Origin of the sequence: Streptomyces sp. Root1310, from assembly GCF_001426425.1 — a bacterium.
Classification (GTDB): domain Bacteria; phylum Actinomycetota; class Actinomycetes; order Streptomycetales; family Streptomycetaceae; genus Streptomyces.
The window spans coordinates 1-26,366 of record NZ_LMEQ01000032.1; the positions used below are offsets into that span (position 1 = coordinate 1).

Consider the following 26,366-nt stretch of genomic DNA (forward strand, 5'->3'; position numbering starts at 1 on the left):
GTTTCGGTGGTCATAGCGTGAGGGAAACGCCCGGTTACATTCCGAACCCGGAAGCTAAGCCTTACAGCGCCGATGGTACTGCAGGGGGGACCCTGTGGGAGAGTAGGACACCGCCGAACAATCATTCAAAGGGTTGGTCCCTGAACTTCGGTTCAGGGACCAACCCTTTTTTGTTTTCGGCCACTTGAAGTTCATGTTCCGCCTTCAGCATCCACGGCATGGGTACTGCCGCAATGCTCAGGGCCGCAGGCGTCGGAGTCGGTGACGAGGTCGTCGTGCCGGCCTTCGGGAATGTGGAAGTCGCCGAAGCAGTCGCCCTGGTGGGTGCGCTTCCGGTGTTCGCCGACGTGGATCCCGTGACGTACTGCCTGGACCCCGCTGCCGTCGCAGCGGTCGTAACTCCGCGCACCGCGGCGGTTGTTGTCGTGCACCGCTTCGGCCGGCCGGCGGAGGTCGGGCGGTTGCACGGAGTGGGGCAGCGGCACGGGCTGCTGGTGTTGGAACAGGGAGAGTCCGAGGCGCCGTACGACGAGATCGCGCAGCGTCGGGAGCGGGCGGCCTACCTGGACGGACGGTTGCGTGGGGTGCGCATGCCGGACGGCGGGGACGGACACACGTATCAGCAGTACGTCGTGCGGGTACCGGGCAACGGCCGGCCCGACCGGGATGCCTTCGCGCGCGCCTTGCGGGGAAAGGGAGTCGAGTGCCGGGTGCCGGTGAAGACTCCGGTGCACCGGCTGCCCGAGTTCCGGCGGTGTGTGTCGCTGCCGGAGACCGAACTCGCGGCGGACGAGACCCTCGCTCTGCCGGTGGACGCCTCGTTGACGAAGCGGGACATGCAGCGGATCGTGTCCGCCTGCAACGCGCTCGGCGGACTGCTTCAACCCGCCTTCTGAACGAGTTTGGGAACACGGGCCAGTTCGGGGTACGATCTGTTCTGTTGCCGCGAGGGAAACCTCGAAAAGGCGACCGGCCCTCTTAGCTCAGTCGGTAGAGCGTCTCCATGGTAAGGAGAAGGTCAACGGTTCGATTCCGTTAGAGGGCTCCAGAGAAAAAGCCCCCGCCCTTCCGGGCGGGGGCTTTCTGCATGCCCTGCGGACTCTTTTCTCACGCCACCCGCATGGCCAGGATCGCCATGTCGTCGGACGGAGCGTCGGACGCGAAGCGTTCCACCGCGCGCATGATGCGGGCCGCGACCGCGCCGGCCGTGAGACCGGTGCAGGTGGTGAGGACGTCGGCGAGGCCGTCGTCGCCCAGCATGCGGGTGCCCTCACGGCGCTCGGTGACGCCGTCCGTGACGCACAGAAGGACGTCGCCCGGGTCGAGGGTGACCGTCTGCTCGTAGAGCTCCAGGTCCTCCATGACGCCCAGCAGCGGCTGCGGTTCGGCGGCCGCCTCGACGGTGCCGTCCTGGCGCAGGCGCAGGGGGAGCGGGTGGCCGGCGCAGACCACCTTCAGCTCGGCGCTGCCGTCCTCCTGCGGACGCATCTCGCCGTAGAGGAGGGTCAGGAAGCGGCTGCGGGCACCCTCGTCGAGGATGGCCGAGTTGAGGCGCTCCAGGACGGCCGGGCCGCTGAGTCCCTCACGAGCCAGGAGGCGCAGGGCGTGGCGGGCCAGGCCGGTCACGGCCGCCGCGTTCGGGCCCGTGCCGCAGACATCGCCGATGGCGAAGCCGTACGCGCCGTCGCTGATGGGGAACACGTCGTAGAAGTCACCGCCGACCTCGTTGCCCTCGCCGGCCGCGCGGTAGATGACCTCGACCTCGACACCGTCGATCTCGGGGAGCTCAGGGGGCAGCAGGCTGCGCTGGAGGGCCTGGCTGATCGCCGTGCGCTCGGAGTAGAGGCGGGCGTTGTCGAGGGCGAGGGCCGCCCGGCGGCTCAAGTCCTCGGCCAGTTCCAGGATTTCCTGGCGGAAGTGTTCGTCGGTGGGCTTGCCCAGGGTCAGCATGCCGATGACGCGGTTGCGGGCGACCAGGGGGAGCACGACCGTCTCGCCGCCCACCGCCGAGGCGGTGGCGAGCGTGGGGCCGATGCCGGAGGCCACCTGGTGGTTCGGGCCGCCGGTCAGGCCCAGGCTGCGCATGGAGCTGCGCAGGGCCGCGTCGTGGGCCGCGGCGGCCGGGGCCGCCCAGACGCGGGCGCCGGGGGTGGGGACCGGGTCGGGCGGTGCGATCTTCGAGAGCAGTGACTTGATGCCGTCGATGAACTCCTCGTCCTCGTGCAGGACGTAGGACAGGTAGGGGTCGGAGGCCTGGTCGGCGATCGTGTAGACCGCGCACCAGGTGGCGAGGGTCGGCACCGTCATCTGGGCCATCAGGGCCAGGGTCTGGTCGCGGTCCAGGGTGCCCGCGAGGAGGTCGGAGGCCTCGACGAGGAAGCTGAGGGAGCCTCGGCGCAGGCGTTCCAGCTCGCCGAGGCGGGCCGACTCCACGGCCAGGGCGATGCGGTCGGCCGCGAACTGGAGCCGGAGCGCCTCCTCGTTGGAGTAGCGGCCGGAAGCCTCCGCCGCGACGCCGAGTGAGCCCGTCAGCCGGCCCTCGACCTTCAGCGGGACCGTGACGACCGAGCGCATGCCCGTGCCGTTCAGCAGGGGTACGGCGCCGGGGACGGCCAGGAGATCCTCGTGGACGGCCGGCATGCGGGCCGAGCCGTAGCGGCCGGGGCCCGCCTCGACGGGCACGCGCGCGAAGCGCTGGCGGGCGGAGGGCAGGCCCGTGGAGGCGCGGACCTCCAGTTCCGTCTCGTCGTCGGTGGCCAGGAGGAGGAAGGCGGAGTCGCCGTCGAGCATGTCGCGGGCGCGCTCCACCGTGCGCTGGAGGAGGCCGTCGAGGTCGTCCGGGGCCGGGGAGCCGATGAACACCTCGAAGGGATCGGTGTTCTGGCCGTCCGAGGTGGTGGCCGGGTCGGTGGCCGGGCCGCGCGACGGGGTCTGGAGGACCGCGCGCTCGTGGTCGCGGACGAGCAGGCAGACCGTGGAGGGCTCGCCGTCGGTGTCGCGGACGCGGAGGTGGGAGGCGTACACGGGCGTGACCCGGCCGTTGGCGCCGCGGATGCCGTAGCTGCCCTCCCAGCGGGAGAGCTGGAGGGCCTCGACGATGCCGGTGCTGGTGCCGGGCGTGTGCGGCCAGGCGGCGAGGTCGGTGAGGGGCTTGCCGGTGACCTGGTCGGCCGAGTAGCCGAAGAGTTCCTCGGCGTCCTCGTTCCAGGCCGAGATGGCGCCCGTGCGGTCGATCTGGACGACCGCCACACGCACCCGGCTGTCGGCGAGCGGGAGGAGGTCGGCCGGGAGGGACGGTCCTGCCGTGCGGGTGCCGACCGGGCGGTCGGGGAGGTCGAGCTGGAACCAGACCTGTTTGTGGGTGGGGGTGTACTCGACGCCCCAGCGGCCGGCGATGGCCGCGCAGAGTTGGAGGCCGCGGCCGCCTTCGCGGTCCGGGCTGCCCATGGTGGCGAGGGAACCCTGGAGAGGGATCTCACGTTCGGGATACCGGTCGGACACCTCGACGCGTACGCCGTCGGCGCTGCGCAGACACAGGACGTCGGCGTGGGTGCCCGCGTGGACGACGGCGTTGGTCACCAGTTCGCTGGTGAGGACCACGGCGTCGTCGATGATGTCGGCGAAGCCCCAGCCCTGGAGGGTGTCGCGGACGAAGGCGCGGGCGGTCGCCACCGATCTCCCGACGGGCTCGAAGCTGGCAGCCGCGCGCGCGGTGATCACTGAACTCCTCGGCCGGTCGTCGACGTGCAGGGCTCCCTGGCCGGACAGGTCGCCTCGCTGATGGGGCGGGCGCGTGCTGGAAGGCCGGGGGTCCGGGGTCTGTCCCCCCGGGATCAGTCCGGTGGTCATGTGTGCGGCCGCCCCTCCGATGCCCGCTCGTGCTCGTGCCACCGCCCAGGCCGGTCGGACCGGCGTGGCTGGACAGCCGCATGCAAGGTTACTTACCTTCCCGGCCCCTACGGATGCCGGTCGCCAGTGTTTCCGCCCGAGGGTGTGCGGACGATGTGCGAAGCTGCCGAACTGTTATGGCCTGGTTCGGCAAGGGTGAAACACTGGGCAAGCTTCTTGTGAAGGTCCGGGCAGACTGGGTGTCTTCTGAGTACAGGGGGCAGCAGCCTCCCGGGTCCGCCTGGTTTCATCGGGCGGAATACCGAGTGGTGACAGGTAGGGCGAGCAGTAGCACCCAGGCACAGCGGTAACGGTCGATCCCTGTGGGAGGGACAAGTGGAGTCTGGCGCAGCGACGCGGGGCACTAAGACGCGCGCGAAAGGCGGACAGTCTCTGAGCAGGCCGCGTACACCACGCGGCGGGACGACCGTCGTGGACACGGCGGCCCTGGACCGGCTGCTGGGAGCCCTCGGTTCCATGCGGGACGGCAATTTCCGCAAGCGGCTCACGGTGTCCGGCGACGGCGTGATGTCGGAGATCGCGGCCGTGTTCAACGAGGTCGCGGACCGGAATCTGCATCTCACGGGTGAGCTGTCGCGGGTCCGGCGCATGGTGGGACGTGAGGGCAAGCTCACCGAGCGCCTGGAGACGGGCGCCTGCGAGGGGTCCTGGGCGACGGCGGTCGACAACTCGAACGCGCTGGTCGACGACCTCGTACGGCCTGTTTCCGAGGTCGGGCGGGTGCTGTCGGCGGTCGCCGAGGGCGATCTGTCGCCGCGGATGGAGCTCAGGACGCACACGCCGGAGGGGACGGGGACCGGGCATCCGCTGCGCGGCGAGTTCCTGAAGGTCGGGCGGACGGTCAACAACCTCGTGGACCAGCTCTCCACTTTCACCGACGAGGTCACGCGTGTGGCCAGTGAGGTGGGGACCGAGGGCAAGCTGGGCGGTCAGGCCCAGGTGCGCGGGATGTCCGGTTCGTGGAAGGACCTCACCGAGTCCGTCAACACGATGGCGTACCGGCTGACGGCGCAGGTGCGGGACATCGCGCTGGTGACGACGGCCGTGGCCAAGGGTGATCTGTCCCGGAAGGTGACGGTTCACGTCGAGGGCGAGATGCTTGAGCTGAAGAACACCGTCAACACGATGGTGGACCAGCTCTCGGCGTTCTCGGTCGAGGTCACCCGGGTCGCCCGCGAGGTGGGTACCGAGGGCATCCTAGGCGGCCAGGCGCAGGTGTCCGGCGTGGACGGCGTGTGGAAGGAGCTCACCGATTCGGTGAACACCATGGCCGGGAACCTGACGGCCCAGGTGCGCGGGATCGCGGAAGTGACGACGGCGGTCGCCAACGGTGACCTGTCGCAGAAGGTGACGGTGTCGGCGCGCGGTGAGGTCGCGCAGCTCGCGGACACGATCAACCAGATGACCGAGACGCTGCGGACCTTCGCGGACGAGGTCACGCGCGTGGCCAACGAGGTGGGGGCCGCGGGCCAGCTGGGCGGCCAGGCGAACGTGCCGGGCGCTGCGGGTACCTGGAAGGACCTGACGGACTCCGTCAACACCGTCTTCAGGAACCTCACCACGCAGGTGCGGGACATCGCGGCCGTGACGACGGCCGTGGCCAGCGGAGATCTGTCGCAGAAGGTCACGGTGGACGTGGCCGGCGAGATGCTGGAGCTGAAGAACACCGTCAACGGGATGGTCGACCAACTGTCGGCCTTCGGCGCCGAGGTGACGCGCGTGGCGCGGGAGATCGGGGTCGAGGGTGAGCTGGGCGGTCAGGCGCAGGTGTCGGGCGCTGCGGGTACCTGGAAGGACCTGACGGACTCCGTCAACACGGCGTTCCGGAATCTCACCGGACAGGTGAGGAACATCGCGCAGGTCACCACGGCCGTGGCCAACGGTGATCTGTCGCAGAAGGTCACGGTGGACGTCTCCGGCGAGATGGCCCAGCTGAAGAACACCGTGAACACGATGGTGGACCAGCTGTCGTCGTTCGCCGACCAGGTGACCCGGATGGCCCGGGACGTGGGCACCGAAGGCCGGCTGGGCGGTCAGGCCCGGGTGGACGGTGTGTCGGGCACCTGGAAGGAGCTGACGGACTCCGTCAACTCGATGGCCGGGAACCTGACCTCCCAGGTGCGCAACATCGCGCAGGTGACGACGGCCGTGGCCCGGGGTGACCTGTCGCAGAAGATCGACGTGGACGCGCGCGGGGAGATCCTCGAGCTGAAGAACACCATCAACACGATGGTCGACCAGCTCTCGGCCTTCGCCGACCAGGTGACCCGGGTGGCGCGGGACGTGGGTACCGAGGGCCGGCTGGGCGGGCAGGCGCAGGTGCCCGGCGTGGCCGGTGTGTGGCGGGACCTGACGGACTCGGTGAACGGCATGGCCGGCAACCTCACCGCGCAGGTGCGCAACATCGCGCAGGTCGCCACCGCCGTGGCCCGCGGTGACCTGTCGCAGAAGATCACCGTGGACGCGCGCGGGGAGATCCTCGAGCTGAAGAACACGCTGAACACGATGGTCGACCAGCTGTCGTCGTTCGCGCAGGAGGTCACGCGGGTCGCCCGCGAGGTGGGTACGGAGGGGCAGCTCGGCGGACAGGCCGAGGTGCAGGGTGTCTCCGGCACCTGGAAGGACCTCACCCAGTCGGTGAACTTCATGGCGAACAACCTGACGATCCAGGTGCGTCAGATCGCCGAGGTCACGACCGCGGTCGCCAAGGGCGACCTGTCGAAGAAGATCACGGTCGACGCCAAGGGCGAGATCCTGGAGCTCGTCACCACCGTGAACACGATGGTGGACCAGCTGTCCTCGTTCGCCGAGCAGGTGACCCGGGTGGCCCGCGAGGTGGGCACCGAGGGCATCCTGGGCGGCCAGGCGCACGTGCCGGGGGTCACGGGCATCTGGAAGGACCTCAGCGGCAACGTCAACCTGATGGCCAAGAACCTGACCATGCAGGTGCGCAACATCTCCCAGGTCGCGGCGGCCGTCGCCAACGGCGACCTGACGCGGCAGGTGACGATCGAGGCGCGTGGTGAGGTCCAGCAGCTCGCCGACACGTTCAACACCATGGTGAAGACGCTGAGCTCGTTCGCCGAGCAGGTCACCAAGGTGGCCCGTGAGGTGGGTACGGACGGCATCCTGGGCGGGCAGGCGCATGTGCCGGGTGTGGCGGGCACGTGGAAGGACCTCACCGACTCGGTGAACGGGATGGCGTCCAACCTGACCGGTCAGGTGCGCAACATCGCGATGGTCACGACCGCCATCGCCAAGGGTGACCTGACGAAGAAGATCGACATCGACGCGCGCGGGGAGATCCTCGAGCTGAAGACGACCATCAACACGATGGTCGACCAGCTGTCGTCGTTCGCCGAGGAGGTCACCCGGGTGGCCCGCGAGGTGGGCACCGAGGGGCAGCTGGGCGGCCAGGCACGCGTGCGTGACGTCGACGGCACCTGGCGCGACCTGACCGAGTCCGTGAACGAGATGGCCGGGAACCTGACCCGGCAGGTACGTGCCATCGCGCGCGTGGCGACCGCGGTGACCCGCGGTGACCTGAACCTGAAGATCGACGTGGACGCGTCCGGGGAGATCCAGGAACTCCAGGACTACATCAACAAGATGATCGCCAACCTGCGCGACACCACGATCGCCAACAAGGAGCAGGACTGGCTCAAGGGCAACCTCGCGCGCGTGTCCGCCCTGATGCAGGGCCGCCGCGACCTCCAGGACGTGGCCTCGCTGATCATGAGCGAGCTGCCGCCCCTGGTGGCCGCGCAGCACGGCGCGTTCTTCCTGGCGATGCCGCCGGCCGAAGGCGGCACGGACCTGTACGAGCTGCGGATGCTGGGCTCGTACGGCTACTCGATGGGCTCCATGCCGACGTCGTTCCGGCCCGGTGAGGCGCTGGTCGGGACGGCGGCGGAGGAGAAGCGGACGATTCTCGTCGCGAACGCCCCGAGCGGCTATCTGAAGATCTCCTCGGGGCTCGGTGAGGCGCCGCCCGCGCAGGTGATCGTGTTGCCGGTGCTGTTCGAGGGCCAGGTGCTCGGGGTGATCGAGCTGGCGTCGTTCACGCCGTTCACGCAGATCCAGAAGGACTTCCTGAACCAGCTGGCCGAGATGATCGCGACCAGCGTCAACACGATCTCCGTCAACACCAAGACGGAGCAGCTGCTGAAGCAGTCGCAGGAGCTGACCGAGCAACTGCGCGAACGGTCGGCCGAGTTGGAGCAGCGGCAGAAGGCCCTCCAGGCGTCCAACGCCGAACTGGAGGAGAAGGCCGAGCTGCTGGCCCAGCAGAACCGCGACATCGAGGTGAAGAACACCGAGATCGAGGAGGCGCGGCAGGTCCTGGAGGAGCGTGCCGAGCAACTCGCGGTGTCGATGCGGTACAAGAGCGAGTTCCTCGCCAACATGTCGCACGAGCTGCGCACACCGCTCAACTCGCTGCTGATCCTGGCCAAGTTGCTCGCCGACAACGCGGACACCAATCTGACGCCGAAGCAGGTCGAGTTCGCCGAGACGATCCACGGCGCGGGCTCCGACCTGCTCCAGCTGATCAACGACATCCTCGACCTGTCGAAGGTCGAGGCGGGCAAGATGGACGTCTCGCCGACGCGTATCGCGCTCGTCCAGCTGGTCGACTACGTGGAGGCCACCTTCCGTCCGCTGACGGCGGAGAAGGGCCTCGACCTGTCCGTGCGGGTGTCGCCGGAGCTGCCGGCCACGCTGCACACCGACGAGCAGCGGCTGCTCCAGGTGCTGCGCAACCTGCTGTCCAACGCGGTGAAGTTCACCGATTCCGGGTCGGTCGAGCTGGTCATCCGGCCGGCCGGGGCGGAGGTGCCGGTGGCGATCCGGGAGCAGTTGCTGGAGGCCGGTTCGCTGACCGACGCGGACGCGCCGCTGATCGCGTTCTCGGTGACCGACACCGGTATCGGGATCGCCGCGAGCAAGATGCGGGTGATCTTCGAGGCGTTCAAGCAGGCCGACGGCACGACCAGTCGCAAGTACGGCGGTACCGGCCTCGGGCTGTCGATCTCGCGGGAGATCGCGCAGTTGCTCGGCGGTGAGATCCACGCGCAGAGCGAGACGGGCCGTGGCTCGACGTTCACGCTGTATCTGCCGCTGCACCCCAGCGAGCTGCCTCCGCAGGGCTACCAGCAGGTGGTGCCCGCCCTGGAGGCGGGTGACCTGGTGGCCTCGGAGAACGGGGCGCGCGAGCTGTCGGAGCTGTCCGACGTGGAGATCGAGACGCCGGCCGAGGTGCGGTCGTACCAGGACGCGCAGAACGGGCCCGCGGCTCTCTTCCGGCGGCGGCGCCGGCTGGTGAGCGGCGGCGAGCAGGTGGGACGCCCGGAGCAGTGGCCGGCCCGGGCGCAGGAGACGTCGGCGCACGCGCGCGGGGGCATCCGGTTCGGCGGCGAGAAGGTGCTGATCGTCGACGACGACATCCGCAACGTGTTCGCGCTGACCAGCGTCCTGGAACAGCACGGCCTGTCGGTGCTGTACGCGGAGAACGGCCGTGAGGGCATCGAGGTGCTCGAGCAGCACGACGACGTGGCGGTCGTCCTGATGGACATCATGATGCCCGAGATGGACGGCTACGCGACGACCACGGCCATCCGCAGGATGCCGCAGTTCTCCGGGCTGCCGATCATCGCGCTGACCGCGAAGGCGATGAAGGGCGACCGGGAGAAGGCGATCGAGTCGGGTGCCTCCGACTACGTGACCAAGCCGGTCGATCCCGATCACCTGCTGTCGGTGATGCGGCAGTGGATGCGGGACGAGTGAGACGGACGAGGGGACCTGCGGCGTGACGGGAACCTTCGGGAGGCGCCCGGAGTTGCTGACTCAGGGTGTCCGCTGTCGTGTAGCGGGGCGGAATTCGGGGAACCTTCTGGTCTTCCGCTGCGTTCCTGCTACGTGCACAGTGACATCACGGTGACAGGGTGTGGCGACGGTCGGGGTGCGGCTACCATGACCGGCACAAGGAAGGGCGGCGCAAAGGAGTCGTCCCCAGGGGCGGCGCCCGGTGCACTGCCGGGGCGAGGAGGGCGGGCCATGGTGCAGAAGGCCAAGATCCTCCTGGTCGATGACCGGCCGGAGAATCTGCTGGCGCTGGAGGCGATCCTCTCTGCGCTCGATCAGACGCTGGTGCGGGCATCGTCCGGGGAAGAGGCGCTGAAAGCACTGCTGACGGACGACTTCGCGGTCATTCTGCTGGATGTTCAGATGCCGGGAATGGACGGCTTCGAGACGGCCGCGCACATCAAGCGGCGGGAGCGGACCAGGGACATCCCGATCATCTTCCTCACCGCGATCAACCACGGGCCGCACCACACCTTCCGCGGGTACGCGGCGGGTGCGGTGGACTACATCTCCAAGCCGTTCGACCCGTGGGTGCTGCGTGCGAAGGTCTCGGTGTTCGTCGAGCTCTACATGAAGAACTGCCAGCTGCGCGAACAGGCGGCGCTGCTGCGGTTGCAGTTGGAGGGCGGTGGCGGCAAGGCCGCCGCGGGCGGTGGCGTCAAGGAGTCCGCGGGTCTGCTCGCGGAGCTCTCCGCTCGGCTCGCGGCCGTCGAGGAGCAGGCCGAGGCCCTGTCCAAGCAGTTGGACGACGAGTCCGCCGACGCGGCGGCGGTGGCCACGGCGGCGCACCTGGAGCGCAAACTCACCGGTCTGCGCAGGGCGCTGGACGCCCTGGAGCCGGGCACCGGCGGCGGCACGGCCGCGTTGCCGTCGCCGAACTGAACGGAACTGACGCGTGCGACGCATCGAGTTGTGCATGAGGGCGCGTCAGTTCCACCTCCACCGAAGGCGGACGTGTCAGTTCCGCGCCTTCGGGAGAGCGACACGAACGGGTGAAGCAGTGGGCACACGTGTCCGCTGTGGTCTCCACCGGTAACCTCACACCCATGGCCTCACGTCCGTCCGCAGCCAAGAAGCAGCCCGCCAAGAAGGCGGCTGCTCCCGCGAAGGCTCCGGCGAAGCGGGCCGCCGCCAAAAAGGCCCCGGCGAAGAAGGCGCCCGCCAGGAAAGCCGCGGCCAGGAAACCCGTGCCCGCCCCGGCGCCCAGTCCCACGGGAGGCGTCTACCGGCTGGTGCGCGCCATCTGGCTCGGACTGGCGCACGCCGTGGGCGCCGTGTTCCGCGGCATAGGGAACGGCGCGAAGAACCTCGACCCGGCGCACCGCAAGGACGGCGTCGCGCTGCTGCTGTTCGCCCTCGCGCTGATCGTCGCCGCGGGGACCTGGGCCGACCTGCGCGGTCCTGTCGGCGACCTCGTCGAGATCCTGGTGACCGGCTCCTTCGGCCGACTCGACCTGCTGGTGCCGATCCTGCTGGCGGTCATCGCCGTGCGCTTCGTCCGGCACCCCGAGAAGCCCGAGGCCAACGGCCGTATCGTGATCGGCCTGTCCGCGCTCGTCATCGGTGTGCTCGGCCAGGTCCACATCGCCTGCGGCGCGCCCGCCCGCAGCCACGGCATGCAGGCGATAAGGGACGCGGGCGGACTCATCGGCTGGGGCGCGGCGACCCCGCTGACGTACACCATGGGCGAGGTGCTCGCCGTACCGCTGCTGGTGCTGCTCACGGTCTTCGGGCTGCTCGTCGTCACGGCGACCCCGGTCAACGCCATCCCGCAGCGGCTGCGGCAGCTCGGGGTGCGGCTGGGTGTGCTGCACGACCCGGCGGCGGACGAGTACGACGACCTCGACGACGACGAGCGCTACGACGAGCAGTGGCGCGAGGCGCTGCCTGGGCGCCCCCGCAGGCGCTCGGGCGCCACCGAGCCGCACGACCCCGAGGACGCCGAGCAGGAGGCGCTCTCGCGGCGGCGCGGCCGCCCCAGGCGCTCCGCGGTGCCGCAGCCGGCCATGGACCGGCGGCTGGACGCCGTGGACATCGCCGCGGCCGCCGCGGCCGACCTCGACGGCGCCGTCCTGCACGGCATGCCGCCCTCGCGGATCGTCGCCGACCTCACCCAGGGGGTGAGCGGCGGCGACGGCGAGCCGACCACGCCGACGCCCGTTCCGGCCCCGGCCTCCCGGCCCAGGCAGCAGAAGCTCAAGACGGACGGGGGAGCGGTTCCCGACCTGACCAAGTCGGCCCCCCAGGAGGCACGCGATCTCCCGCCGCGCGCGGAGCAGCTGCAGCTGTCCGGCGACATCACCTACTCGCTGCCCTCGCTCGACCTCCTGGAGCGGGGCGGGCCCGGCAAGGCGCGCAGCGCGGCCAACGACGCCGTCGTCGCCTCGCTGACGAACGTCTTCACCGAGTTCAAGGTCGACGCGGCCGTGACGGGCTTCACGCGCGGGCCGACGGTCACGCGCTACGAGATCGAGCTCGGCCCGGCCGTGAAGGTCGAGCGGATCACCGCGCTGGCGAAGAACATCGCGTACGCCGTCGCGAGCCCCGACGTGCGGATCATCAGCCCGATCCCCGGCAAGTCCGCGGTGGGCATCGAGATCCCGAACACGGACCGGGAGATGGTCAACCTCGGCGACGTGCTGCGGCTCGCGGACGCGGCCGAGGACGACCACCCGATGCTGGTGGCGCTCGGCAAGGACGTCGAGGGCGGCTACGTGATGGCCAACATGGCGAAGATGCCGCACGTCCTGGTGGCCGGGGCCACCGGTTCCGGCAAGTCGTCCTGCATCAACTGCCTGATCACGTCGATCATGGTCCGCGCGACCCCGGAGGACGTGCGGCTGGTCCTGATCGACCCCAAGCGGGTCGAGCTGACCGCCTACGAGGGCATCCCCCACCTGATCACGCCGATCATCACCAACCCGAAGCGGGCCGCCGAGGCCCTGCAGTGGGTCGTGCGGGAGATGGATCTGCGCTACGACGACCTGGCGGCGTACGGCTTCCGGCACATCGACGACTTCAACGCGGCCATAAGGAACGGCAAGGTCAAGCCGCCCGAGGGCAGCGAGCGCGAGCTTCAGCCGTACCCCTATCTGCTGGTGATCGTCGACGAGCTCGCCGACCTGATGATGGTCGCGCCGCGTGACGTCGAGGACTCGATCGTGCGGATCACGCAGCTCGCGCGCGCGGCCGGCATCCACCTGGTGCTCGCCACCCAGCGCCCGTCGGTCGACGTCGTGACCGGTCTGATCAAGGCGAACGTGCCCTCGCGGCTCGCCTTCGCCACCTCCTCGCTCGCCGACTCGCGCGTCATCCTCGACCAGCCCGGCGCCGAGAAACTCATCGGCAAGGGCGACGGGCTGTTCCTGCCGATGGGCGCGAACAAGCCGACCCGTATGCAGGGTGCCTTCGTGACCGAGGCCGAGGTCGCGGCCGTCGTCCAGCACTGCAAGGACCAGATGGCGCCGGTCTTCCGGGACGACGTCACGGTGGGCACCAAGCAGAAGAAGGAGATCGACGAGGACATCGGCGACGACCTCGACCTACTGTGCCAGGCGGCCGAGCTGGTGGTCTCCACCCAGTTCGGATCGACGTCCATGCTCCAGCGCAAGCTGCGCGTCGGCTTCGCGAAGGCCGGCCGGCTGATGGACCTCATGGAGTCGCGGAACATCGTCGGGCCCAGCGAGGGTTCCAAGGCGCGTGACGTTCTCGTGAAGCCGGACGAGTTGGACGGCGTCCTCGCCGTGATCCGGGGGGATTCTGGGGGGTAGACGTCAGTCAGGGAAGGGGCGGCCGGCCGTGACTCACCCGTTAGAGAGCAGTGGGCAACCGTTTCCCTTTGGCATACGTCCAGTTGAGCGAGAGGACAGGTGCGGCTCCCCGCCGGGGCCGTAACCGGCCCGTCATCGGTGTGACCGGCCATACCGATGGCGTACAAAGTCGTACCGCCCGGTTGCCCCTCCCTTTGGCACCCCCCCTAGACTGAACCTCCAGCACAGGTGGCTACACGCTCGAAAGGCGCCCCCGTGTCCATCGGCAACTCCCCTGAAGACGAGCGTCCGTTCGAAGACCCGTCCGAGGAAGCCCCCTTCTCCATCGGCCGCGCCCTGAAGCAGGCCCGTATCACGGCCGGGCTGACCGTCGATGACGTCAGTTCCGCCACCCGGGTCCGCATCGCCATCGTCCACGCCATCGAGTCCGACGACTTCGCCGCCTGTGGCGGGGACGTCTATGCCCGCGGGCACATCCGGACCCTGGCCAGGGCCGTCCACCTCGACCCCGCCCCGCTGATCGAGCGGTACGACGACACCCACGGCGGCCGTCCGGCACCGACCCCGGCCGCGCCCCTCTTCGAGGCGGAACGCATCCGCCCCGAGCGACGCGGGCCGAACTGGACCGCGGCCATGGTCGCCGCGATCGTCGCCGTGGTCGGCTTCGTCGGCTTCACCGCCTTCACGGGCGGCGACGACGACGGGTCGAAGGAACAGGTCGCCGAGGGCACCACCCCCGCGACCGGCAAGACCGCCTCACCCACGACGAAGACCGACAAGCCCGTCGACGAGAAGCCGGAGCCCTCCGACAGCGCCATCGCCGCGGCCCCCCAGGACAAGGTGACCGTCCAGGTCAGCGCCACCGACGGCCGCAGCTGGGTCGCCGTCAAGGACCACAACGGCCGGCTGCTCTTCGACGGGCTCCTCAAGAAGGGCGACTCCAAGACCTTCCAGGACAGCGAGAAGATCAACCTCGTCCTCGGTGACGCCGGCGCGATCGATCTCTACGTCAACGGCAAGAAGCTCGACGACGACTTCCGGCCCGGCGCCGTGGAGCGGCTGACGTACACGAAGGGCGACCCCAAGGTCGGATAGGCCAGGCGTGCCTTCGGGTGTACGGGGTTGGCGAAGATCGCCAACCCCGTCGACGTTCGGTGTCGGTGGGACAAAGTAGTCTTGAGCCCATGCCTGAACGCCGTACCGTCGCACTCGTCACCCTTGGCTGCGCCCGTAACGAGGTGGACTCGGAGGAGCTCGCAGGCCGTTTGGAGGCGGACGGCTGGCAGCTCGTGGAGGACGCCGAGGACGCGGACGTGGCCGTCGTCAACACCTGCGGCTTCGTCGACGCCGCCAAGAAGGACTCCGTCGACGCCCTCCTGGAGGCCAACGACCTCAAGGGGCATGGCAGAACCCAGGCCGTCGTGGCCGTGGGCTGCATGGCCGAGCGGTACGGCAAGGAACTCGCCGACGCCCTGCCCGAGGCCGACGGGGTGCTCGGCTTCGACGACTACTCCGACATCTCCGACCGCCTCCAGACCATCCTGAACGGCGGCATCCACGCCTCCCACACCCCGCGCGACCGGCGCAAGCTGCTGCCGATCAGCCCGGCGGAGCGGCAGGAGTCGGCCGCCTCGGTGGCCCTGCCCGGCCACGGACCGAACGATCTCCCCGAGGGTGTCGCCCCGGCCTCCGGCCCCCGCGCACCCCTGCGCCGCCGGCTCGACGGCGCCCCGGTCGCCTCGGTCAAGCTCGCCTCCGGCTGCGACCGGCGCTGCTCCTTCTGCGCCATCCCGTCCTTCCGCGGCTCCTTCATCTCGCGGCGGCCGAGCGACGTGCTGAACGAGACGCGGTGGCTGGCCGAGCAGGGTGTCAAGGAGGTCATGCTGGTCTCCGAGAACAACACCTCCTACGGCAAGGACCTCGGCGACATCCGGCTGCTGGAGTCGCTGCTGCCCGAGCTGGCGGAGGTCGACGGCATCGAGCGGGTGCGGGTCAGCTACCTCCAGCCGGCCGAGATGCGGCCCGGCCTGATCGACGTGCTGACCTCGACGCCGAAGATCGCGCCCTACTTCGACCTGTCCTTCCAGCACTCGGCGCCCGGCGTGCTGCGCGCGATGCGCCGCTTCGGCGACACCGACCGCTTCCTGGAGCTCCTCGACACCATCCGGAGCAAGGCGCCCCAGGCGGGTGTGCGCTCCAACTTCATCGTGGGCTTCCCCGGCGAGTCCGAGTCCGACCTGGCCGAGCTGGAGCGCTTCCTGAACGGCGCGCGCCTCGACGCGATCGGCGTCTTCGGCTACTCCGACGAGGACGGCACCGAGGCCGCGACGTACGACGACAAGCTCGACGTGGACGTCGTGGCCGAGCGGCTCGCCCGGGTCTCCCGGCTCGCCGAGGAGCTCGTCTCGCAGCGGGCCGAGGAGCGGGTCGGCGAGACGGTGCACGTACTGGTCGAGTCGGTGGACGAGGAGGGCGTGCACGGCCGCGGGGAGCACCAGGCTCCGGAGACGGACGGACAGGTGCTGCTCACATCGGGCGGAAACCTGAGCGTCGGTCGTATGGTCGAGGCGAAGGTGGTCGGCACGGAAGGTGTCGACCTGGTGGCCGAGCCCCTGCCGGGCTCGTTCGGGTGTAGCGAGGAGGCGGGCAGATGACGGGTGTTCCGGCATCGGCTGCGGGCGGCTCCTCGCAGGCCTCACCGGCTTCGCAGACCTCACAGGGTCCCCAGGCTTCGCAGGCCGCACCTACGGCGGGCGCCGTGGTGGCTCCCTCCGAGGCGACTGCCGATGCGGCCGCGATCGCCGACCCGGAGGATGCCGGCAGGCCGCCGAGGGGCGCGAAGCTGGCGGCGGCCGCCGTCAACCAGGCGAGCGTCTGGAACATCGCCAACCTGCTGACGATGCTTCGGCTGATCCTGGTGCCCGGCTTCGTCGCGCTGATGCTGGCCGACGGCGGCTATGACCCGGCATGGCGCGCGTTCGCCTGGGCGGCCTTCGCGATCGCCATGATCACCGACCTGTTCGACGGGCACATCGCGCGGACGTACAACCTCGTCACCGACTTCGGGAAGATCGCCGATCCCATCGCCGACAAGGCGATCATGGGAGCGGCGCTGATCTGCCTCTCCTCGCTCGGCGACCTGCCGTGGTGGGTGACGATCGTGATCCTCGGCCGGGAACTCGGGATCACGCTCCTGCGTTTCCTGGTCATCCGGTACGGCGTCATCCCCGCGAGCCGGGGCGGCAAGCTGAAGACGCTCACCCAGGGCGTGGCGGTCGGGATGTACGTCCTGGCGTTGACGGGCTGGCTGGCCACCCTGCGGTGGTGGGTGATGGCCGCGGCGGTCGTCCTGACGGTCGTGACCGGGCTCGACTACGTAAGGCAGGCCGTTGTGCTGCGCAGGCAGGGAATCGCCGAGCGCAAGGCCGCGTTGGAGGAGACGCAAGCGTGAATTCCCCGGCCACCGAGGTGGTGCGACTACTCACGGTGAACGAAGTGACGCTCGCCGTGGCCGAATCGCTGACCGGTGGCCTGGTCGCGGCGGAGATCACCTCGGTCCCCGGCGCTTCCAAGGTCTTCCGTGGCTCCGTCACCGCCTACGCCACCGATCTCAAGCACGCGCTGCTCGCGGTGGACGCGGACCTGCTGGCCGCGCGCGGGGCCGTGGACGCGCAGGTCGCGGCCCAGATGGCCGCCGGAGTGCGGAAGGCGCTGGGAGCCGACTGGGGCATCGCGACCACCGGCGTCGCCGGCCCCGACCCGCAGGACGGACAGCCTGTGGGGACGGTTTTCGTGGCGGTGGACGGCCCGTTCCGGGCGGACTCCGGTTCCGCCGGCGGCGGAAAAGTGGAGGCCCTGCGGTTGAACGGCGACCGGGCGGAAATTCGTAGAGAGAGTGTACGGAGCGTACTCGCACTGCTCCTGACAGAGCTTGCGGGCGAACACACCGGGAATGAGCGGGCACAGGATACGGAACAGAACGGGGGGTTTTGATGTTTGCAGCCCTGAGTGAACACGACATCGCTCCCCGCACGGCCGCAGCGCAAGGCGGTACGGTGGGGCGTGAAGGATGCGGCTACGCGGTCCGAGGAGGGAGCCACCGATGATTCTGCTCCGTCGCCTGCTGGGTGACGTGCTGCGTCGGCAGCGCCAGCGCCAGGGCCGTACTCTGCGCGAAGTCTCCTCGTCCGCCCGAGTCTCACTCGGCTATCTCTCCGAGGTGGAGCGGGGGCAGAAGGAGGCTTCCTCCGAGCTGCTCTCCGCCATCTGCGACGCGCTGGACGTACGGATGTCCGAGCTCATGCGGGAAGTGAGCGACGAACTCGCTCTCGCCGAGCTGGCTCAGTCTGCTGCCGCCACCCCCCGCGAGCCTGTACCGGCGTCGGTTCGTCCGATGCTGGGTTCCGTGTCGGTGACCGGTGTGCCACCGGAGCGGGTGACCATCAAGGCCCCCGCCGAGGCGGTGGACGTGGTCGCCGCGTGACATTCACGCGCACGGGCGTGTGACGCGTGGGCGTGTGACGCGACACAGGCACGTAGGAAAGCATGTGTGAGGCCCCGGCCGGGGCTTCTCCGGGGAGACCCGGAGAGGGTGCGGTCGGGGTTTTTCGCGTCTGTCGTCCGTTTGCCGGTGCGGGGTGCCGAGGTCATCGTGGAGGGGCATCTCGGGGGCCAACCACCGGAGGTACCGATGTACGTCGTCAAGAGTCCCCTGTCCGACGCCGATCTGAAGACCGTCTCGGAGGCGTTGCAGGGCGCGCTCGTCGACCTGGTCGACCTGTCGCTGGTCGCCAAGCAGGTCCACTGGAATGTCGTCGGGCCCCGTTTCCGGTCCGTCCACCTGCAACTCGACGAGGTCGTGGACGTCGCCCGCGCCCACTCCGACACCGTGGCAGAACGTGCGTCGGCGCTGGGCGTCTCACCGGACGGACGTGCGGCCACCGTGGCGGCCGGCAGTGGGATCAGCGCGGTGGCGGGCGGCTGGATCAAGGACGCCGACGCGGTGGGCACGCTCGTCGCCGCTCTGGGCGCGGTGATCACCCGGATGCGGGGCCGGGTGGCGGCCACGGGTGACGCGGATCCGGTGAGCCAGGACATCTTCATCGGGATCACGGGCGACCTCGAGAAGCACCACTGGATGTTCCAGGCGGAGAGCGTGTGAGTCGGCCGGGAGGCGGGCGGCGACCCCGCTCGCCCGCTCCTGCGCCGATGTGCCGCCCGTGCGCCCTGCCGGGGGTCGGGACGGACGTCTAGCGTCGGCCTCTGCGGAGGCACCGGGGGTTTCTGGGTGTCGTGGTGAGGCTCGGGCCGGCTCGGGCTGGAGGTGACGGCCGTGGTGGGGCGAATAGCGGAGCGTGGGGCCGTGCTGGGGCTCGGCCTCGGGTTGGGCGCGGTGTGGTGGTGGGCCGTGCTGAGGCTCGCCGTGGCGCCGGACGCCGGGGTGCTGGAAGGGGCGGTCGCCGCCGGAGGGTGGGGGCTGAGCCTGCTGCCCGTGCACTGCGTGGCCAAGGCACGTGCGGTGGGGGCGGTCGGGGAGGGGCGATGGAGGGCTGCTTGGCGGGGGGCCGCGGGGGGCGAGCGTCTCGGTGGCGGCGCGGAGAGGGAGGCGCGGGAGTAGGTGCGGGGAGGCGCCTTACCGGGAGGGCGTGGGAGTGGTGGCTGTCGGGTGGTTCGCCGAGGGGCCGTGGGGCCGGTGGTTACCAGGGCATGGCCACGCCGCCGTTCGGGCGGAGGATCTGGCCCGTGGTGAATGCCGACGCGTCGGAGGCCAGGTGGAGAACGGCGTGGGCGATGTCCTCCGGTTCACCGACCCGGCCCAGGGGCGACATGCGGGCCATGAGCGCCTCGGTGTGCGCCTGTGCGCCGGCGTCGTGGCGGTCGGTCATGGGGGTGCGGATCCAGCCCGGGGCGACGGCGTTGACGCGGATGCCGTACCGGCCGACCTCCGTCGCCAGAGTCTTCGTCAACTGGACCACGGCCGCCTTTGCGGCGCCGTAGCAGAGCAGCCCGGGGCCGCCGGTGTCCACCGCGCCCGAGGCCATGGTGACGATGCTGCCGCCGTTGCCGCGCGCCAGCATCAGGCGGGCCGCCTCCTGGCAGGCGTACAGGACCCCCTTGAAGTTGACGGCCAGGACCCGGTCGAGGTCCTCGTCCCGGGTGTCCAGGACCGGACTGCTGTGCATGATCCCGGCCACGGCGGCCATGATGTCCAGCCGCTCGCAGGATTCGACGGCCTGCCGGATCTGGACGCGGTCGGTGACGTCGAGAGGGTGGGTGCGGGCCGTGCCGCCCCGGTCCTTGATCAGTGTCGCCGTTTCGTGCAGGCCCTGCTCGTCGCGATCCGCTCCGTGCACGGTGGCGCCCGCCTGGGCGAGGAGTACGGCGCAGGCGCGGCCGATTCCGCTCGCGGCGCCGGTGACGAATGCGGTGCGTCCGGTGAGGTCGTACGCCTTGACGGCCATGAAGGGACGGTACGAGGGTTTCTGACGGTCCGTCAATTGCGGCGGCTTGCTCGCACGGATGCTTGGCGGTGCCTCGTCCGGCTCGACTGGTTCATCTGCAACGTCCGGCTCGTCCGGCTCGTCCGGCTCGTCCGGCTCGTCCGGCTCGTTCGGTTCGTCGGCGAGGATGCGGGGAGCGGTCGGCGAGGGTCGTCACCGGGAGGTGCGTGGGCGGAGGCGGCGCGTCGGCGGGGAGCCCGGTGCCGGGGCCGGGCCGGTCTGGCAGGCGGGGCACCAGTAGGTCGGGCGCTCGCGGGAGCCGTCGCCCTGGTCGGCGACCCGGACCGGTGTTCCGCAGCGCAGGCAGGGGCGGGGTGCACGGCCGTAGACGAACAGGTTCTGGCCGCTGCGGCCCGTCGTGTTGCGGACCGGGTGGTCGCGGTTGGCCTCCAGGAGCCTCTTCGCGAGGGCGGGCAGCTTCGCGGCACGGTCGGCGGGGAGCGTGCCGACGGGGAGCCACGGGGTGACGCCGAGGAGGAAGCAGAGCTCGCTCTTGTACACGTTGCCGATGCCGGCGAGGTTGCGCTGGTCGAGGAGGGCCTCACCGAGGGAGCGGGCGGGGTCCGAGAGAAGGTTGGCGAGGGCTCGCTCGGGGTTCCAGTCGGGGCCCAGCAGGTCGGGGCCGAGGTGCCCGACGGCTCGTGACTCGTCGGCGGTGCGCAACAGGTCGAGGACGGGGAGGCGGTAACCGACCGCGGTGCGGTCGTGGGTGCCGAGGATCGCCCGGATCTGGTGCGCCGGGCCGCCGGTCCAGCGCTGGTCGTTCGTGAACACCTTCCACGAGCCGTCCATTCGCAGGTGCGAGTGGAGCGTCAGGTCGCCTTCCACGCGGGTGAGGAGATGCTTGCCGCGCGGGGTGACGTCCAGGACGGTGCGGCCGGTGAGGTCGGCGGTGGCGTACTTGGGCACGCGGAGATCGGAGCGCGTCAGCACCTTGCCCGCGAGGGCGTCGTGCAGGCGCCTCGCGGCCTGCCAGACCGTGTCACCTTCGGGCATGGGTCAAGGGTGACATGCGAGTCGCTCCGGGCGGGGCGGGGGCGTGGTGGTCAGGCGCGCAGTCGCAGACCGCGAGGGGTCGCGATGAAGCCCGCTCCTTCCAGGAGGGCGCCGAGGGGGGAGGTGAGGGCCGAGGCGCCGTTGACGCGCTCCACCGTGACCGTGCCGAGGGAGCCCGCACGCGCGGCCTCCGCCAGGGCCTCCGCGGCGGTGTGCAGGCGCGGGTCGTCGGTGGGGGTGTTCTCGCCGTCCGCAGTGGACGGCCAGGCCAGCAGGGTCTTGCCGCCGCGCTCCATGTAGAGCGTCAGTTCGCCGTCCACGAGCACCACCAGGGAGCCTGCCTTGCGGCCCGGCTTGTGCCCGGCGCCGCTCGGTGGCTCGGGCCAGCCCAGGGCGGCGCCGTACGCGTTCGCCGGGTCGGCGGCGGCGAGGACGACGGCGCGGGAGACGGCGGAGGTGGTGCCGTAGCGGCTGCTGTTCTGGGCGCGCCGGGGGTCGCGGTGGCCGGGGAAGCCCGAGCCGGTCGTGTGGTCCGAGCCGTTCTGCCAGCCTGTGCCGTTCGGACCGCCCGAGCCGTTCGGGAAGCCGCTGCCCCCGCGCGGGCCACCGGCGCCCGGAGAGGCGAGGTCGTGGGGGGAGACGTACGCGTCCGGCGACGCGGGGGCTGTCGGGGCGTCGAGGGGGGAGGGCGGTCGGGTGTCGAGGCCGGGGACGTCCCAGGTGTCTGCCGGGAAGTCGTCGGGGAAGGCGAATGCGTCCGAGGGGCTCGTCGTCGGGTCCGGGCCGGGCAGCGGCTGGCCGCGGTCGCGGGCGTTGGCCACCGCGCGCAGCCGGTCCACGGCGCCGTCCATGGCGAACTGCGCCGCGCCGAGGCCTTCGACCACGTACCCGCGACGGGCCTGGCCGCTCTCCTCGAAGACGGACAGGATCCGGTACGTCGCCGAGAAGCCGCCTTCGACGCCCTCGGCCGCGACCGCGCCCCGCGTCACCACGCCGTGCCGGTCCAGGAGGGTACGGGCGAGGGCGTGGGCGCGGACCGTGGGGTCGGACTCGTGGGCCGGCAGGAGGGACCAGCGACCTCCGACGGTCGGAGGACCGCCGCGGGAAGCGGGGCGGGCCGCGGCCGTCAGCGAGCCGTAGCGGCCGCGCGGGACGCTGCGCTTGGCGCGGTGGGCCGTGGAGCCGGCCGTGCGCCCCGAGCCCAGCAGGGCGCGCAGGGGCGTGAGCGTGTCGTTGGTGAGCCGACCGGACCAGGCCAGGTCCCAGACGGTGTCGGCGAGCTGCGGGTCGGTGGCCTCGGGGTGTGTGGTGGCGCGGACCTGGTCGGCGATCTGCCGGAAGAACAGGCCGTAGCCCCCGGCGAGGGCGTCCAGGACCGACTGGTGCAGTGCCGTCAGCTCCAGCGGGTGGGGCGGCGGCAGGAGCAGGGGTGCCGCGTCCGCCACGTACAGGGAGATCCAGCCGTCCTTGCCGGGGAGGGCGCCCGCTCCGGCCCAGACGACCTCTCCGGCCGCGGTGAGTTCGTCGAGCATCGCGGGGGTGTAGTCCCGCACGCGGGACGGCAGGACGAGCCTCTCCAGGGCCGAGGCGGGCACCGAGGCGCCCTGGAGCTGCTCGAGGGCGCGCACCAGTCCGTCGGTGCCGCGCAGGGAGTGGCCCTTGCCGATGTGCTGCCACTGGGGCAGGAACTGGGCCAGCGCGGGCGGCGGGACCGGCTCCAGCTCGTGCCGCAGGGCGGCCAGGGAGCGGCGGCGCAGCCTGCGCAGGACCGTCGCGTCGCACCACTCCTGGCCGATGCCCGCCGGGTGGAACTCGCCCTGGACGACGCGTCCGCCGGCCGAGAGCCGCTGGAGGGCGCCCTCGGTCACCGCCACGCCGAGGCCGAAGCGGGCGGCCGCGCCTGCCGAGGTGAACGGTCCGTGGGTGCGGGCGTACCGCGTGAGGAGGTCGCCGAGCGGGTCCTTGACCGGCTCCGTGAAGGCCTCCGGCACACCTACCGGGAGGGCCGTGCCGAGCGCGTCGCGAAGCCGCCCCGCGTCCTCGACGGCGGCCCAGTGGTCGGCGCCCCCGATACGGACCCGGATGGCACGGCGGGCGGCGGCCAGCTCCCGCGCCCAGTGCGGTTCGGCACCACGCTCGGTCAGCTCGGCGTCGGTGAGCGGGCCGAGAAGGCGCAGGAGGTCCGCGATGCCTTCGGTGTCCTTCACCCGGCGGTCCTCGGTGAGCCACTGGAGTTCCCGCTCCAGTTCGGTGAGGACCTCGGCGTCGAGCAGTTCGCGCAGCTCCGCCTGGCCGAGCAGCTCGGCCAGCAGACGTGAGTCCAGGGAGAGGGCGGCCGCACGGCGCTCGGCGAGCGGGGAGTCCCCCTCGTACAGGAACTGGGCGACGTAACCGAAGAGGAGGGAGCGGGCGAAGGGCGACGGCTCCGGAGTGGTGACCTCGACGAGGCGCACCTTGCGGGCCTCCAGGTCGCCCATCAGCTCCACGAGTCCGGGAACGTCGAAGACGTCCTGGAGGCACTCGCGGACCGCTTCCAGGACGATCGGGAACGAGCCGAACTCGCTCGCCACCTGGAGCAGTTGGGCGGCTCGCTGGCGCTGCTGCCACAGCGGGGTGCGCTTGCCGGGATTGCGGCGCGGCAACAGCAGCGCGCGGGCGGCGCATTCGCGGAAGCGGGCCGCGAACAGGGCCGGGCCGCCGACCTGATCGGTGACGATCTGGTCGACCTCGCCCTTGTCGAAGACGACGTCGGCCGCGCCGACCGGTGCCTGCTCGGCGTCGTATTCCGTGCCCGCCTTCGATGGCTCCCGGTCGAGCAGGTCCAGGCTCATCAGGTCGGCGTCCGGCAGCCGCAGGACGATGCCGTCGTCGGCGTGCATGACCTGGGCGTCCATGCCGTAGCGCTCGGAGAGTTTGGCTCCCAGGGCGAGGGCCCAGGGGGCGTGGACCTGGGCCCCGAAGGGGGAGTGGACGACGACCCGCCAGTCACCCAGTTCGTCCCGGAAGCGCTCCACGACGATCGTGCGGTCGTCCGGGACGTGTCCGCAGGCCTGGCGCTGCTCGTCCAGGTAGGAGATCACGTTGTCGGCCGCCCAGGCGTCCAGGCCCGCGGTGAGCAGCCGGAGCCGGGCGTCCTCCTTGGGCAGCGATCCGACCTCACGCAGGAACGCGCCCACCGCGCGGCCGAGCTCCAGCGGGCGGCCCAGCTGGTCGCCCTTCCAGAACGGCAGGCGGCCGGGGACGCCGGGGGCGGGGGAGACGAGGACGCGGTCGCGGGTGATGTCCTCGATGCGCCAGGAGCTGGTGCCGAGCGTGAAGACGTCGCCCACGCGCGACTCGTACACCATCTCCTCGTCGAGCTCGCCGACCCGGCCGCCGCCCTTCTTGGGGTCGGCTCCCGCCAGGAAGACGCCGAACAGGCCGCGGTCGGGGATCGTGCCCCCGGAGGTGACGGCGAGACGCTGGGCGCCGGGACGGCCGGTGACGGTGCCGGCGACGCGGTCCCACACCACCCGGGGCCGCAGCTCGGCGAAGGCGTCGGACGGGTAGCGGCCGGCCAGCATGTCCAGGACGGCGGTGAACGCGGACTCCGGGAGCGACGCGAACGGGGCGGCACGGCGGACGGTGGTCAGCAGGTCGTCGACCTGCCAGGTGTCGAGCGCGGTCATGGCGACGAGTTGCTGCGCCAGGACGTCCAAGGGGTTCGCGGGGACCTTCAGGGACTCGATCGAGCCGGTGCGCATCCGCTCGGTGACCACGGCCGCCTGGACGAGGTCACCGCGGTACTTCGGGAAGACCACACCGGTGGACACCGCGCCCACCTGGTGTCCCGCGCGGCCGACGCGCTGGAGGCCCGAGGCCACCGACGGCGGTGACTCGACCTGGATGACGAGATCCACCGCGCCCATGTCGATGCCGAGCTCGAGACTGGAGGTCGCCACGACGGCGGGCAGCCGGCCCGCCTTGAGGTCCTCCTCCACGAGCGCGCGCTGTTCCTTCGAGACCGAGCCGTGGTGGGCGCGCGCGATGACGGGCGGGGCGCCCTGGGCCGCGCCCGAGCCACCCATGAGCTCCGCGGGCGAGTGATGCTCGTCCAGCGGCTCGCCGGTGGCCCGCTCGTAGGCGATCTCGTTGAGCCGGTTGCACAGGCGTTCGGCGAGACGGCGGGAATTGGCGAACACGATGGTGGAGCGGTGGGCCTGGACGAGGTCGGTGATCCGCTCCTCGACGTGCGGCCAGATCGACGGGCGTTCCGCCCCTTCCGAACCTTCGGCGACCGGGGAGCCGCCCAGCTCGCCCAGGTCCTCGACCGGGACGACGACCGAGAGGTCGAACTCCTTGCCGGACTTCGGCTGGACGATCTCCACCTTGCGCTGCGGGGAGAGGTACCGCGCCACCTCGTCGACCGGCCGGACCGTGGCCGAGAGGCCGATGCGGCGGGCCGGCCTCGGCAGCAGTTCGTCCAGCCGCTCCAGGGAGAGCGCCAGGTGCGCGCCGCGCTTGGTGCCCGCCACGGCGTGCACCTCGTCCAGGATCACCGTCTCGATGCCCGTCAGCGCGTCGCGCGTGGCCGACGTCAGCATCAGGAACAGCGACTCGGGGGTCGTGATCAGGATGTCCGGGGGGCGGGTGGACAGCGCGCGGCGCTCGGCGGGCGGGGTGTCGCCGGAGCGGATGCCGACCTTGACCTCGGGCTCGGGCAGGCCGAGACGCACGGACTCCTGACGGATGCCGGTGAGGGGGCTGCGCAGGTTGCGCTCCACGTCGACCGCGAGGGCTTTGAGCGGGGAGACGTAGAGGACCCGGCAGCGCTTCTTCGGGTCGGCCGGAGGAGGTGTCGAGGCGAGCTGGTCCAGGGCGGCGAGGAAGGCGGCCAGGGTCTTCCCGGAGCCGGTCGGGGCCACCACCAGCACGTCCGCGCCCTCGCCGATGGCCTGCCACGCGCCCGCCTGGGCCGCGGTGGGCGCGGAGAACGCCCCCGTGAACCAGCCGCGGGTTGCGGGGGAGAAGCCGTCGAGGGCTCGGTGTGCGGAGCTGACCATGCGTCCATCCTGCACCCGGCCACTGACAATTGCTGTGACCTGCGCAGATGCGGGGTTCCTCGACCGGATTGTCGGTGCCCTGCCGCCTCGTTCGTCGGTGTTCGCCTTGCGGCGGGGTGCGGCGGGGTGCGGCGGGGTGCGGCGGGGTGCGGCGGGGTGYGGCGGGGTGCGGCGGGGTGGGGGCGGGGTGCGGGGCGTGCCACGTGCCATGGCCCGGCGCGCAGCCGGTGACGCTGTGATCCGACGGCGCGGGGGCGCTCGGCGGGCCCGGGGCGCGGTGGACCGAT

Annotated in this window: 15 protein-coding genes, 1 tRNA gene and 1 rRNA gene; 13 read left to right on the top strand and 4 right to left on the bottom strand. The window is 71.1% G+C overall.

What is annotated here, in order from left to right; translation table 11 throughout:
• Window positions 1–2: 2 nt before the first annotated feature.
• The 3 genes from rrf to ASD48_RS33335 all read left to right on the top strand — a co-directional run bounded on the left by rrf (window position 3) and on the right by ASD48_RS33335 (window position 1,048).
• A 5S ribosomal RNA gene (gene rrf / locus ASD48_RS33325) occupies window positions 3–119 on the top strand.
• Window positions 120–233: 114 nt separating this feature from the next.
• Entirely contained in the window at window positions 234–896 is a 663-nt protein-coding gene (locus ASD48_RS33330) for a DegT/DnrJ/EryC1/StrS family aminotransferase (RefSeq protein ID WP_057605617.1), read from the top strand.
• Between the two features lie 76 nt (window positions 897–972).
• Window positions 973–1,048, top strand: a tRNA-Thr gene (locus ASD48_RS33335).
• Between the two features lie 59 nt (window positions 1,049–1,107).
• Here ASD48_RS33335 and ASD48_RS33340 read toward each other — a convergent pair.
• Window positions 1,108–3,849: a SpoIIE family protein phosphatase gene (locus ASD48_RS33340; RefSeq protein ID WP_057605619.1), complete on the bottom strand. Its 2,742-nt coding sequence runs from the start codon at window positions 3,847–3,849 to the stop codon at window positions 1,108–1,110.
• Between the two features lie 375 nt (window positions 3,850–4,224).
• Between ASD48_RS33340 and ASD48_RS33345 the strand changes: the two genes are divergently transcribed.
• The 10 genes from ASD48_RS33345 to ASD48_RS33390 all read left to right on the top strand — a co-directional run bounded on the left by ASD48_RS33345 (window position 4,225) and on the right by ASD48_RS33390 (window position 19,158).
• A complete protein-coding gene (locus ASD48_RS33345) occupies window positions 4,225–9,693 on the top strand; it encodes a HAMP domain-containing protein (protein WP_107104471.1) in 5,469 nt (1,822 codons plus the stop codon).
• Between the two features lie 270 nt (window positions 9,694–9,963).
• Window positions 9,964–10,653, top strand: coding sequence for a response regulator (locus ASD48_RS33350; RefSeq protein ID WP_057605621.1), 690 nt, complete (start codon window positions 9,964–9,966; stop codon window positions 10,651–10,653).
• Window positions 10,654–10,817: 164 nt separating this feature from the next.
• Window positions 10,818–13,541, top strand: coding sequence for a DNA translocase FtsK (locus ASD48_RS33355; RefSeq protein WP_199876093.1), 2,724 nt, complete (start codon window positions 10,818–10,820; stop codon window positions 13,539–13,541).
• Window positions 13,542–13,796: 255 nt separating this feature from the next.
• The gene (locus tag ASD48_RS33360; protein ID WP_057605622.1) at window positions 13,797–14,636 is read left to right on the top strand and encodes a RodZ domain-containing protein; all 840 of its coding nucleotides are present in this window, start codon (window positions 13,797–13,799) and stop codon (window positions 14,634–14,636) included.
• Between the two features lie 89 nt (window positions 14,637–14,725).
• Window positions 14,726–16,195, top strand: a complete 1,470-nt coding sequence (rimO, locus tag ASD48_RS33365; RefSeq protein WP_079074130.1) for a 30S ribosomal protein S12 methylthiotransferase RimO — start codon at window positions 14,726–14,728, stop codon at window positions 16,193–16,195.
• A complete protein-coding gene (gene pgsA, locus ASD48_RS33370) occupies window positions 16,192–16,992 on the top strand; it encodes a CDP-diacylglycerol--glycerol-3-phosphate 3-phosphatidyltransferase (RefSeq protein ID WP_057605624.1) in 801 nt (266 codons plus the stop codon). Before rimO ends, pgsA begins: the two co-directional genes overlap by 4 nt.
• Complete coding sequence (locus ASD48_RS33375; protein ID WP_057605625.1) at window positions 16,989–17,534, top strand: CinA family protein; 546 nt, start codon at window positions 16,989–16,991, stop codon at window positions 17,532–17,534. Before pgsA ends, ASD48_RS33375 begins: the two co-directional genes overlap by 4 nt.
• A gap of 109 nt (window positions 17,535–17,643) precedes the next feature.
• Entirely contained in the window at window positions 17,644–18,024 is a 381-nt protein-coding gene (locus ASD48_RS33380) for a helix-turn-helix transcriptional regulator (RefSeq protein ID WP_020125026.1), read from the top strand.
• Between the two features lie 207 nt (window positions 18,025–18,231).
• On the top strand, window positions 18,232–18,702 hold the full coding sequence (locus tag ASD48_RS33385) for a DNA starvation/stationary phase protection protein (protein WP_057605626.1): 471 nt from the start codon (window positions 18,232–18,234) through the stop codon (window positions 18,700–18,702).
• Window positions 18,703–18,876: 174 nt separating this feature from the next.
• Window positions 18,877–19,158: a hypothetical protein gene (locus ASD48_RS33390; RefSeq protein ID WP_107104482.1), complete on the top strand. Its 282-nt coding sequence runs from the start codon at window positions 18,877–18,879 to the stop codon at window positions 19,156–19,158.
• A gap of 79 nt (window positions 19,159–19,237) precedes the next feature.
• Here the strand turns inward: ASD48_RS33390 and ASD48_RS33395 are convergent, their stop codons facing one another.
• The 3 genes from ASD48_RS33395 to ASD48_RS33405 all read right to left on the bottom strand — a co-directional run bounded on the left by ASD48_RS33395 (window position 19,238) and on the right by ASD48_RS33405 (window position 26,079).
• Window positions 19,238–20,002 (bottom strand): SDR family NAD(P)-dependent oxidoreductase, encoded by a 765-nt coding sequence (locus ASD48_RS33395; protein ID WP_057605628.1) that lies wholly within the window; start codon window positions 20,000–20,002, stop codon window positions 19,238–19,240.
• A gap of 192 nt (window positions 20,003–20,194) precedes the next feature.
• Window positions 20,195–21,037, bottom strand: coding sequence for a DNA-formamidopyrimidine glycosylase family protein (locus ASD48_RS33400; protein ID WP_057605629.1), 843 nt, complete (start codon window positions 21,035–21,037; stop codon window positions 20,195–20,197).
• Window positions 21,038–21,087: 50 nt separating this feature from the next.
• Window positions 21,088–26,079, bottom strand: a complete 4,992-nt coding sequence (locus ASD48_RS33405; protein WP_057605630.1) for an ATP-dependent helicase — start codon at window positions 26,077–26,079, stop codon at window positions 21,088–21,090.
• Window positions 26,080–26,366: the final 287 nt, after the last annotated feature.

What these genes read in the sequence shown, in the direction of transcription:
- ASD48_RS33350 (WP_057605621.1), top strand. Translation starts at nt 9,964, where the DNA reads ATGGTGCAGAAGGCCAAGATCCTCCTGGTCGATGACCGGCCGGAGAAT.
- ASD48_RS33405 (WP_057605630.1), bottom strand. Translation starts at nt 26,079, where the DNA reads ATGGTCAGCTCCGCACACCGAGCCCTCGACGGCTTCTCCCCCGCAACC.
- ASD48_RS33395 (WP_057605628.1), bottom strand. Translation starts at nt 20,002, where the DNA reads ATGGCCGTCAAGGCGTACGACCTCACCGGACGCACCGCATTCGTCACC.
- rimO (WP_079074130.1), top strand. Translation starts at nt 14,726, where the DNA reads ATGCCTGAACGCCGTACCGTCGCACTCGTCACCCTTGGCTGCGCCCGT.
- ASD48_RS33330 (WP_057605617.1), top strand. Translation starts at nt 234, where the DNA reads ATGCTCAGGGCCGCAGGCGTCGGAGTCGGTGACGAGGTCGTCGTGCCG.
- pgsA (WP_057605624.1), top strand. Translation starts at nt 16,192, where the DNA reads ATGACGGGTGTTCCGGCATCGGCTGCGGGCGGCTCCTCGCAGGCCTCA.
- ASD48_RS33380 (WP_020125026.1), top strand. Translation starts at nt 17,644, where the DNA reads ATGATTCTGCTCCGTCGCCTGCTGGGTGACGTGCTGCGTCGGCAGCGC.
- ASD48_RS33385 (WP_057605626.1), top strand. Translation starts at nt 18,232, where the DNA reads ATGTACGTCGTCAAGAGTCCCCTGTCCGACGCCGATCTGAAGACCGTC.
- ASD48_RS33400 (WP_057605629.1), bottom strand. Translation starts at nt 21,037, where the DNA reads ATGCCCGAAGGTGACACGGTCTGGCAGGCCGCGAGGCGCCTGCACGAC.
- ASD48_RS33340 (WP_057605619.1), bottom strand. Translation starts at nt 3,849, where the DNA reads ATGACCACCGGACTGATCCCGGGGGGACAGACCCCGGACCCCCGGCCT.
- ASD48_RS33355 (WP_199876093.1), top strand. Translation starts at nt 10,818, where the DNA reads ATGGCCTCACGTCCGTCCGCAGCCAAGAAGCAGCCCGCCAAGAAGGCG.